Source organism: Bradyrhizobium sp. ISRA436, from assembly GCF_029910015.1.
GTDB lineage: Bacteria > Pseudomonadota > Alphaproteobacteria > Rhizobiales > Xanthobacteraceae > Bradyrhizobium.
Window position 1 is genome coordinate 4,111,604 of the sequence record NZ_CP094519.1, and the last position, 10,223, is coordinate 4,121,826.

At 64.8% G+C, this 10,223-nt stretch carries 9 protein-coding genes and 1 pseudogene; 7 read left to right on the top strand and 3 right to left on the bottom strand.

The window, feature by feature from the left end; all coding sequences use genetic code 11:
* Positions 1–62 precede the first annotated feature (62 nt).
* The 3 genes and pseudogenes from MTX23_RS19460 (at position 63) to MTX23_RS19470 (ending at position 2,234) form a co-directional block, all read left to right on the top strand.
* Positions 63–1,004: an alpha/beta hydrolase gene (locus MTX23_RS19460; protein ID WP_280971825.1), complete on the top strand. Its 942-nt coding sequence runs from the start codon at positions 63–65 to the stop codon at positions 1,002–1,004.
* A 70-nt stretch (positions 1,005–1,074) separates the two neighbouring features.
* Positions 1,075–1,566, top strand: a pseudogene (locus MTX23_RS19465) (citrate transporter); the annotation flags it as partial.
* A 227-nt stretch (positions 1,567–1,793) separates the two neighbouring features.
* Complete coding sequence (locus MTX23_RS19470) at positions 1,794–2,234, top strand: hypothetical protein (protein ID WP_280971826.1); 441 nt, start codon at positions 1,794–1,796, stop codon at positions 2,232–2,234.
* 238 nt (positions 2,235–2,472) lie between these two features.
* On the opposite strand, the gene MTX23_RS19475 is transcribed toward MTX23_RS19470, so the two are convergent.
* Complete coding sequence (locus tag MTX23_RS19475) at positions 2,473–3,411, bottom strand: GlxA family transcriptional regulator (protein WP_280971827.1); 939 nt, start codon at positions 3,409–3,411, stop codon at positions 2,473–2,475.
* Between the two features lie 111 nt (positions 3,412–3,522).
* On the opposite strand from MTX23_RS19475, the gene MTX23_RS19480 reads away from it, so the two are divergent.
* Positions 3,523–4,209, top strand: coding sequence for a DJ-1/PfpI family protein (locus tag MTX23_RS19480; RefSeq protein WP_280971828.1), 687 nt, complete (start codon positions 3,523–3,525; stop codon positions 4,207–4,209).
* Between the two features lie 374 nt (positions 4,210–4,583).
* On the opposite strand, the gene MTX23_RS19485 is transcribed toward MTX23_RS19480, so the two are convergent.
* On the bottom strand, positions 4,584–4,994 hold the full coding sequence (locus tag MTX23_RS19485; protein ID WP_280971829.1) for an NADH:ubiquinone oxidoreductase subunit NDUFA12: 411 nt from the start codon (positions 4,992–4,994) through the stop codon (positions 4,584–4,586).
* A 268-nt stretch (positions 4,995–5,262) separates the two neighbouring features.
* On the opposite strand from MTX23_RS19485, the gene MTX23_RS19490 reads away from it, so the two are divergent.
* The 3 genes from MTX23_RS19490 to MTX23_RS19500 all read left to right on the top strand — a co-directional run bounded on the left by MTX23_RS19490 (position 5,263) and on the right by MTX23_RS19500 (position 8,850).
* Positions 5,263–5,832, top strand: coding sequence for a BA14K family protein (locus MTX23_RS19490; RefSeq protein ID WP_280971830.1), 570 nt, complete (start codon positions 5,263–5,265; stop codon positions 5,830–5,832).
* A 356-nt stretch (positions 5,833–6,188) separates the two neighbouring features.
* Positions 6,189–6,593, top strand: coding sequence for a response regulator (locus MTX23_RS19495; RefSeq protein ID WP_280971831.1), 405 nt, complete (start codon positions 6,189–6,191; stop codon positions 6,591–6,593).
* 19 nt (positions 6,594–6,612) lie between these two features.
* A complete protein-coding gene (locus tag MTX23_RS19500) occupies positions 6,613–8,850 on the top strand; it encodes a CHASE3 domain-containing protein (protein WP_280971832.1) in 2,238 nt (745 codons plus the stop codon).
* 49 nt (positions 8,851–8,899) lie between these two features.
* Here the strand turns inward: MTX23_RS19500 and MTX23_RS19505 are convergent, their stop codons facing one another.
* Complete coding sequence (locus MTX23_RS19505; protein ID WP_280971833.1) at positions 8,900–9,793, bottom strand: DMT family transporter; 894 nt, start codon at positions 9,791–9,793, stop codon at positions 8,900–8,902.
* Between the last annotated feature and the right edge of the window lie 430 nt (positions 9,794–10,223).

Consider the following 10,223-nt stretch of genomic DNA (forward strand, 5'->3'; position numbering starts at 1 on the left):
GGCGATGCGCAGCGTCGAACCCGGAAATCACATCACCAAGCATCACAAGAAGGTTGTCGCTAATGCCCGTCGTTCTCGATCCCGATGCCGCCGCCGTCTACAAGGCGTTCCAGGAGGCCGGCCGTCCAGCTTATGAGACACTCACGGCGCCGGAAGCACGCGACTACTATCGAGCCGCCCGCGTCGTCAGCAATCCCGAGCCGCCCGCGCTCGAGTCGAGCAAGCCGCTCGCGATCGCGGCGCCGCACGGCACGATCCCGGCGCGCATCTACACGCCGAAGACGCTGCGCAAGGCAGCCGGTCTCGCGCCGTGCCTGGTGTTCTTCCATGGCGGCGGCTGGGTGATCGGCGACCTCGATACCCACGAGGTTGTCTGCCAGAAGCTCGCGCACGAGGGCGAGTTGATCGTGATCTCGATCGACTATCGTCTGGCGCCCGAGCACCGCTTCCCCGCTGCGGTCGATGACGCCGTCACCGCGACCCGATGGGTCGCCGCCAACGCAAAAGACCTCGGCGTCGATGCCTCGCGCCTGATCGTCGGTGGCGACAGCGCCGGCGGCAACCTCGCAGCCGTCGTCGCGCTCACCGCCCGTGACGGCGGACCGAAGCTCTCCGGCCAGGTGCTGATCTATCCCGCGACGGATTTTTCGCGGAAGCATCCCTCGCATCGCGAGCCGGAGACCAGCATCCTGCTGACGCATTCGGTGATCGGCTGGTTCGCCAATCACTATCTCGGCGGTGTCGACGGCAGCGACTGGCGCGCCTCGCCGGCGCGCGCCAAGAGCTTTGCCGGACTGCCACCGGCCTATGTGCTGACCGCCGGCGCCGATCCGCTGCGCGACGAGGGCGACGAATACGCCAAATTCCTGAAGGACGCCGGCGTGCCCGTGACCTACCGGCATTTCCCCGGCCAATTCCACGGCTTCTTTACCATGGGCAAGCTGCTCAACGAGGCCAACGTCGCGGTCACCGAAATCGGTGCCTGGCTGAAGAGCTTGAACTGAGATCGCTCAACACATCGCGTCCGGCGAGCGGCTGGAGGTTGCTCGCCGCAATGACGGCCAACGTGGCGGCAACGTCAGATTCCCGGCCCCGCTCGACGCGTTCCCGGTGCTCGGTGTGACGGTCTGGCTCGCAATCCTGGCCACGTCACGGCTGCGGCGGCCCGACTGGTCGGTCATGCCTGAGACCTTCAAGGGCACCGTATTTCTGCTCGCGCTGGTCACTGCGGCCTCGATGATGCCAGTGGAAAATCTGCCGGCCGCGGCATGGCAGACCCAGCTCGGGCTCGGCTTTGTCTCGGCGGTGTTTGACAACATTCCGCTGACCGCGCTGGCGCTCAAGCAGGGCGGCCATGATTGGGGCTTCCTCGCCTACGCCGTCGGATTTGGCGGATCGATGATCTGGTTCGGCTCATCCGCGGGCGTCGCGCTGTCCAACTTGTATCCGGAAGCCAAGTCCGTGACGAGATGGATCACCCATGGCCGGCCGGTCATCGCGGCCTACGTCATCGGCTTCTTCGTGATGCTCGCCCTCCTCGGCTGGCATCCCGGCGCCCCGAACTGACGCACTGACGCCGGCGAGTTGCTACATCGCCCTTGGTGCGCCCGAAGCAGGTGCGGAGACGCCGCCGCACAGGTTGGAGGCAAGCGGTTCGCCCCAACCTGCTGTGCCATATGGGAATCTGCTGTGGTGCAGCGCACAACTGCACTACTTCAAAGCTGTTGAAAAACGAGACAAATCCGTTGACATTGCTAAACTCCGTTTGCCGTAACAACTTATGGAGCGTTCGCATGAGCGTTAGTGCAGAAGTCCTCAACCGCGCCCCGTTGGAGTTGGAGCAGTTGGCTGGCGAAATCAGCGCGGTGAGCCCTCATCGACCACGCAGCAACATTCGGCCACTCTCACCGATGCCGGACTACGTCGAGCACCGCAACGGCGTCAACGAGGTTGGCAAGCTTTCGGCCGAGGCGGTTGTGCGTGAATACGAAGCGGCCGTGAAAGAGATCGAGGCCCTTGGAACAGAGCTGCAGTTGGCCGCCAGGAAGTGCGAGACGATGGTGGCAGGCGTCCATGACATGATCGCAGAAATCAAGGAGTTCGCTGCAGGTTATCGCGATCAGGGCAAGCGGTTCTTCCTGCAGATCGAAGCCGTCTCGTTGATGACCTCGGAGGTCAGGGATACCTGCGAGGTACTTAAGAAAAAGATCGCAGCCGACACATTGACCCAGTGATATTCGGCCGCCGTCCGGTAAGCAGCGCAAATCCGTGGTGCTTCCTGTGACGGTGGGGTTAATCTCATTTGAGGTGAACGGTTGCGCCGCTCCGGCGCGGCAGAACTGTTTAGTTCTATTCAATACCAAGCCGTTCAACATCTTGCCCCGCTTCGGCGGGGCTTTTTATGCCCTCAGCGAGCAATCGCTGCGCGCGGCAGCCTATCGAATGCGCTTTCGGAATCTTTGCGTCCACGACCTACCCCGCTTTCGCTGCGCGGCGCAGCGATTGCGGCGGCTGGCCGAACGCGCGGATGAAAGCGCGACGCATCCGCTCGGGATCGCGGAAACCCGTGATCTCGGCGACGCGCTCGATGGCTTCGCCTGACGACTGCACGCGCTGTCGTGCCACCTCGATCCGCAGCCGCTCCACTGCCTTCGACGGCGTGGTGCCGGTCTCCGCGATGAAGGCGCGGGTGAAATGTCGTGAGCTCATGCCGGCTTTCTCCGCGAGGTCCTCGACCGTCAGCGGCGCATCGAGATTCTCGCGCGCCCAGGCGAGCAGCGGCCCGAAACGGCCGTTCGGCGCCTTCAATTCCAGGAGCGAGGAAAACTGCGACTGCCCGCCGCTGCGCCGATGATACAGAACGAGCTGGCGCGCCGTGTTCTGCGCGACCTCGTCGCCATAGTCTTCGGTGATCATCGCCAGCGCCAGGTCGATGCCGGCGGTGATGCCGGCCGAGCTCCAGATATTGCCGTCGCGGACGAATATCTGGTCGGGCTCGAGCTTGATCTTGGGATAGGTCTTCACAAAATGCGGCGTGCGTTGCCAATGCGTAGTGGCGCGGCGGCCGTCGAGCAGGCCCGCCTCGGCGAGCACATAGGCGCCCGAGCAGACGCTGGCGACACGGATGCCGCGGCTCGCCATGCGCCGCACGAAGGCCAGCGTGGTCGGACAGGTTGCCGGCGTACGCACGCCGTTGCCGCCCGCGATGATCAGCGTCGTAATCGCGGTTGACGGCTTCAGGCCGCGCGCCAGCATCTCGACACCGGATGAGCTGCGCACCGGTCCGGCCTTCACCGCGAGCGTCCTGATTTGCGGCGCATTACTGGCGAAGCGCGCGGCGATCTCGAACGCCGCAATCGGGCCCGCCGCATCAAGCAACTGGAAGTCGGGAAAGATCAGGATACCGATCATCGCCAAATCCTCGTCAGGGGTGCCGTGTCATAAAATGAGGGAATTATGGCATTTTGGACAGAAGGCCACCATGGCATTGTGGCGCCGTCAAGCACGAATTGGAGGCTTTCGATGTCCGCCCCGCTGCAGATTGGACTGCTCGTTTTCCCGAAGGTGACCCAGCTCGACCTCACCGGCCCGCTGCAGGTATTCTCCTCGGTGCCCGGCGCCAAGGTGCACCTGATCTGGAAACGCATCGAGCCGGTTGCGACGGATTCGGTCATGGTCCTGACGCCGACCACGACCTTTGCCGATTGCCCGCAGCTCGACGTGATCTGCGTGCCCGGCGGCATGGGCACCGATGACATGGTGGGTGACGAGGAGATGCTCGCCTTCCTGCGCCGGCAGGCCGGGCGCGCGAAATATGTCACCTCGGTCTGCACGGGTTCGCTGGTGCTCGGCGCGGCCGGTTTGCTCAGGGGCTATCGGGCCACCACGCATTGGAGCGCGATCGATTTTCTGTCGGGCTTCGGTGCGATCCCGACCAGGACGCGGGTCTGCGTCGACCGCAACCGCTTCACCGGCGGCGGCGTCACCGCCGGGATCGACTTTGCGCTGACGCTGGTATCTGAACTTGTCGACCGCAAGACCGCGGAAGCGATCCAGCTCCGGCTGGAATACAATCCCGCGCCGCCATTCAATGCCGGCTCGCCCGACACTGCGCCCGCCGAGGTGCTCGCATTCATGAAAGAGCGAATTGGCCCATCGCAGGCACGCCGCGGCGAATTGATGAGCCGCGCCGCGGCGCGATTGTCCTGATCCGCGGATCGCTCAAAAGGACATCGCCGACAAAGAAAAAGGCCGCCCGGTTTTCCCGGGCGGCCCTTCCTGTCTCACGGTGGCCTCACATTAGCGGGCGATTTCAGGACATCTGCACCGGGGGCCTATTTCCCGGCCGCATCCTACTCGGAGGCCGCTGCTGCATCGGGACAGTCGCGATTCTGGAGCCCGATCCGACGCGATGGTTTCCCATCTCCGTAAGATGATCCTATTGAGCCGCGATCCCTCGATCGGCGCAAGCGCAAAAATCAGGACGCGCCGGCCTGTCCCCGCTGTTACCATTGTCCACAGGCATGCGTGCGCCGCGTGCGAGACGCTCTCGCGTGTGCGTTCGAACCAGCAATGCCGGATAGTCAGCTCCCGGGGGTCCAGGCGTTGTAGTCGCCGGTCGCCTTGGGGCGACGGCCGCTCGCCATGGTCGAGCCGGACGGGCGGTAGGCCTGCGAGGTGCCTGTCATGTTCGGCACATGCGGCTTCTCCCACTCCCACGCCGTATAGCTCTGCTCGGTCGGGGGGACGTCGACGGTGTGGTGCAACCAGCCGTGCCAGCCCGCCGGGATGCGCGAGGCCTCGGCATAGCCGTTGTAGACCACCCAGCGACGCTCAAAATGGAGCGTCGGGTCGATCTCACCGCCCTTGGTGCGATAGTAGCGGTTGCCCTGCTCGTCCTGGCCGACCAGCTCGCCGAAGCGCGCGGTCCACAATTGCGTGCCAAAGGTCTGGCCGTTCCACCAGGTGAAGAATTTCAGCAGGAATTGTTTCATGCGCGGCCGGTCGTCGGTTCGAGGCAGTCGGGCTCTGATGCCACCTGAATCTGCAAATGTCCAGCCATCGGGCGGCGCCCCGCCACCGGGCCCCATCAGGGCCCGGATACCGCCTGTTGGCGACCAAATGACGCGGTGGGCGGCGCTCACGTTCAGGCGCCATACATGTGCGGCCTGACTAGCAAAGGTGACGCACAATCAATGCGCGATACGGGAACGTCTGAACCCAGAAAAGGTTACACATCGTCCCGTTTTCATGGAGTCCAAAATGATCAATCTGAAGGTTCTGAGCGCCGCAGCGGCGCTGGCGCTTGCGCTGCCTCTGGCAGCGCCGACGGCGTCACTCGCGCAAGGGCTGGTTCGGAGCGGTGGTGGCGGCGGCGGACATGTCGCCGGTGGCGGCGGCGGGATGCGTTTCGGCGGCGGCGGCGGTGGCCCGGCGATCGGCCAGCGCCTTGCGGGCGGCGGTGTTGGCCCGCGCGTCGACGGCGCAGGAGCGGGTCTTGGACCGGGTCCGCGGGTCGGCGGTGGCGGCAATTGGGGCGGCGGCTGGCACGGCGGCGGAGGCTGGCATCACCGCCATGGCGGTGGTTTCTGGCCCGGAGCGGTTGCCGGAGCGGTAATCGGCGGCGCGATCGCCTCCAACGCCTATTACGACTCGGACTACTATTACGGCCCGGGCTACGGGTACTATGACGAGGGCTATTACGACGATAGCGCGCCGGTTGCGGTGGCGCCGGGTGGCGACGCCAGCTACTGCGCGCAGCGCTATAGGTCCTACGATCCGGCGTCGGGCACTTATCTCGGCTATGACGGTCGGCGGCATCCCTGTCCGTAAGCCTGACCTCACGTTCCAATCGTCAAAAGGCGGCCGTCGGGCCGCCTTTTTCGTGCGCACAAGCCGACCGCCGCGGCGTGACCAGTGTTTTAAACGGCCGCGGAACTCGGCTCAGCGGTTGCGACGATTTGCGAACCAGGGCGGCGCAGTTCGACGCATACTTGAAATTGCAGTCATATGCCTGCAATCCGCCGCAGGACAAATGCAGGTGATGTGGCGCGACCGATCGGAAATCTGCTTGTCAGGCAACAGCATATGCCCTCTATGATACAGACTATCCGTCTCCGTTCCGCCTTAATCGCCAAACGGGCCAAGCGAGCCGTCGGCACGCGAGAGCCCATCAGAGAGGATGCATAGTGCCGCGCGTTCTCGTGGTCGACGACGACCCGATGGTGTGTGTTGCCATCGAGGTCTGTCTGCAACGCCAGGGCTTCGAGGTCACCGTCGCCGACGGCGGTGAGGCCGGCATGCGCGCGCTGGAAAATGCAGCGTTCGACGTGATGCTGGTCGACGTCTTCATGCCGCATATGCGCGGCTTCGAGGCAATCCGCGCTTTCCATGAGCGCGCCCCCGATATCCCGGTCATCGCGATGTCGGGCTACGCTTTCGCGAATGCGGACCGCGCGCCGGATTTCCTGCGTATGACGATCGAACTCGGAGCCTCCGCCTGCCTGCGCAAGCCGTTCACGCCACAGGCGCTGATCGCCGCCGTCAACGATTGTCTTGCCAAGTCCGCTCCTTCCGCGCGCCTTTCAAATTAATCGTTCGTACCAAGCGCCAATGGCTTCCCAGCGTCTCATACTCGCCAGCGGCCTTGCGATCCTCCTTGCGATCAGCGCGGCGTCGATCGGGCTGGACGTCAAGTCGCACGACCAGGTCGAATCGGTCGAGCGCACGCTCGGCATCCTCAAGCAGATATCCGACATGCGCCCGTTGCTGCGCGGCGCCGAGAGTGCAGCGCGCGGCTTCGCACTGACAGGCGATCAATCGTTCGCCGACGAGTATCGCGAGTCCAGCGCAGCCCTCACCTCCGCCTTCGACAACCTGATCGCGGCGGTGAAGGACGATTCGGACGAGGCGCATATGCTGGCGGACGCGAAGGCACAAGTCGACCGCGGCATCGCGCTCGGCGCGGAGCTGATCCGCTTGCGCAACGCCGGCGACACGGCCGGCGCCGCGGCACTGACCTCCGGCAGCGAGAACCGCGTGCTGATGGACAAGGTCGGTGCAGCGCTCGAGCGGATCGTCGCCGAGGAGCGCCGGCTGCTCACGGTCCGCAATGCGCAGTCGAAGGCCAATGGACGCCTGCTGCTGGCGATCGACCTCGCCGGCGTCGCGCTGATCCTGCTGCTTGCGACCGTGCTGACGCTGATGACGCGACAGTCCCGCCGGCAACTGCAGGACTCGCTGAGCGCGACGCAAGCGACCAACCTCTCGCTGGAGGCCAAGGTGGCCGAACGCACCAAGGATCTCGGCGCAGCCCTTGAGGAGGTCCGGCGCTCCACCTCGGTGATCGAGACCACCTTCCGTAGCATGGCGGAGGCGGTGCTGGTGATCGACACGGCTGGCACCGTGCTGCTCTCCAATCCGGCCGCCGAGAAAATGCTGCGCTACAAGCCCGGCATGACGGTCCAGCTCCTGCGCGCCCTCAGCAACGCGTTCCAGGCCGACGGCGTCACGCCGATGCAGGCCGACGACATGCCGTCGGCCAAGGCGCTGCGGGGTGAGGAATTCGATGAGCTGGAATTCATCGCCCGGCCGGTGCGCGGCGGCCCGCAGATGCACCTCGTAGTGTCGGGCCGCCCGCTGCGCGATGGCGATGGCGCCATCACCGGCGCTGCGCTGATCTATCACGACATCACCGCCTCGCGCGAAACCGAACACAAGCTGCAGCAATCGCAGAAGCTCGACGCCATCGGCAAGCTGACCGGCGGCGTCGCGCACGACTTCAACAACATGCTGACCATCATCACCGGCACCACCGAGACGCTGGTCGAGAGCCTGCGCAGCCAGCCGCAGCTGGCGAGGACCGCCGAGCTGATCGACCGGGCCGCCGAGCGGTGCCGCGAGCTGATCCAGCATCTGCTCGCCTTCGCCCGCCGCCAGCCGCTGGAGCCGCGCACCGTCGACGTCAACGCCACGGTGGTCGACATCGCCAAGCTGCTGCGGCCCACCCTTGGCGAGCAGATCGAGATCGACTCGGTGCTCGCACCTGACGTCGCCAGCGTCCACATCGATCCGTCGCAGCTATCGAACTCGCTGCTCAACATGGCGATCAACGCCCGCGACGCGATGCCTAATGGCGGCAAGCTCCTGTTCGAGACCAGCAATATCGTGCTGGACGAGGCCTATGCGGCCACCAATCCGGACATCGCGCCCGGTCGCTACGTTTTGCTTGCGGTCAGCGACACCGGCAGCGGCATGTCGCAGATGGTGCAGGACAAGGTGTTCGAGCCGTTCTTCACCACCAAGGAGGTCGGCAAGGGCTCGGGGCTCGGCATGAGCATGGTCTACGGCTTCGTCAAGCAATCCGGCGGCCATATCAAGATCTACAGCGAGCAAGGCCACGGCACCACGATCAAGCTCTATCTGCCGCCGGCCCGCGGCCAGGTCGAGGTCGAAGCCGCTGCCCCGGCGGCGGCGCCGCGCGGCAGCGAGACTATCCTCGTCGTGGAGGATGATGCGCTGGTGCGCAATTACGTCTGCGCGCAGCTCGCAAGCCTCGGCTACAAGACCATCGCCGTCGCCGACGGCCGTGCTGCGCTCGCGCTGGTCGACAAGGACGAGAAATTCGATCTGCTGTTCACCGATGTCATCATGCCCGGCGGCTTGAACGGCCGGCAGCTCGCCGACGAGGTCGCGAAACGCCGGCCCGGCATCAAGGTGCTCTACACCTCAGGCTATACCGAGAATGCGATCGTGCATCACGGCCGCCTCGACGAGGGCGTGCTGCTGCTGGCAAAGCCCTATCGCAAGGCGGAGCTCGCCAGCATGCTGCAGCAGGCGCTCGGCGAATAGCGCGGACAACATCCCACTCCCCCTAAAAGGGCGGAAGCGCGAGGAACCATTAGCGCGTTGCCAGCACGACGCCGACCAGCGTGAACAGCAACGCCGCGATCTGGGCCGCCCCCAGCGGCTCGTGCAGCGCGATCGCGGATGCCACCACGCCGATGACCGGCACCGCCATGGTGCCGATCGCGGCCACCGAAGCCGGCAGGCGCGCCAGCGCAGCAAACCAGCTGACATAGGCGATGCAGAACTGGACCACGGTCGAATAGATCAGGAGCCACCAGCCGACCGTCGTCAGCCGCTCGAGATGCGTGGTCTCGATCAATAGTCCGACGATTGTGATCGGCACGCAGCCAAGGCCGATCTGCCAGGCCGCCGCCGGGATCGGCGGCATCTGGATCGGATATTTCTTCGCCAGCACGGTGCCGAGCGCAAAGCCGATGGCGCCGCCGAGCGCCATCACGATGCCGGGCAGTTGCTCCTTGCTCGTGCTGAGGCCGTTGCCGCCCATGATCGCGGCCAGCCCCGCAAACGCCATTGCAAGCGCGATGGTGCGCAGGAGCGTCGGCCGCTCGCCGAGCACGGGCCAGGCGAGTAGCGAGGCCCAGACCGGCATCGTGTAGGCGATCAGCGCGGTCTCGCTCGCCGGCAGCCACAATAGCGCGAGCCCCATCAGCACCATCCAGCCGGTGACGTTGAGCGCCGCATACAGCACGAGGCGCGGCCAAAGCCGTGACTCAACGGCCAGGGATTGCCGGCGGATCAGCGCCAGCACCGCAAGCAGCGCGGCGCCGATGACCCCGGTCGAGCCGCGCAGCGTCAGCGGAGGCAGTTCGCCGAGCAGGAACTTGGTCACGGGCCAATTGAATCCCCAGCCCACCGAAGTGATGGCGAGGAACATCAGGCCAGCGGGCGCAAGGCGCGCCCGCGCGCGAGGCTTCGAATCTGTCATGGGACCCGGCGGGGATGTGAATCAGGTGCACCTTGCCTGCTATTTTGTCGCCCGACCATCACGGCCCTGACATGCCTGATCCGTACTTTGCCCGTAGGCTTACGTGAGTCCCCAAATTTCAATCCGGAGACGCGAATAAATAGTTCGCCTGTGAACAGCGGGGCGAAGTTCCGATCCACAGCCGGCTGAGATTTTTTGGGCTTGGGAATCCCTTAGGACTCACCGATAGTTGGCCTGATCAAAGGCGCGGCATCGCCCCCTGTTATCCCAACATTTCCACCATATTTAGTGTTTGATTCAGAAACTCGTACTAGTCCTTGACGGGCGTGACGGAGTTGGCCTAGCTTTCAACCTGTTCGGCGCGAGTGTGTTTGGGTCCCCGCCGGTCGCTCCCACAAGGGTTCCAAAATGACCACTCCGCCAGGCCTTT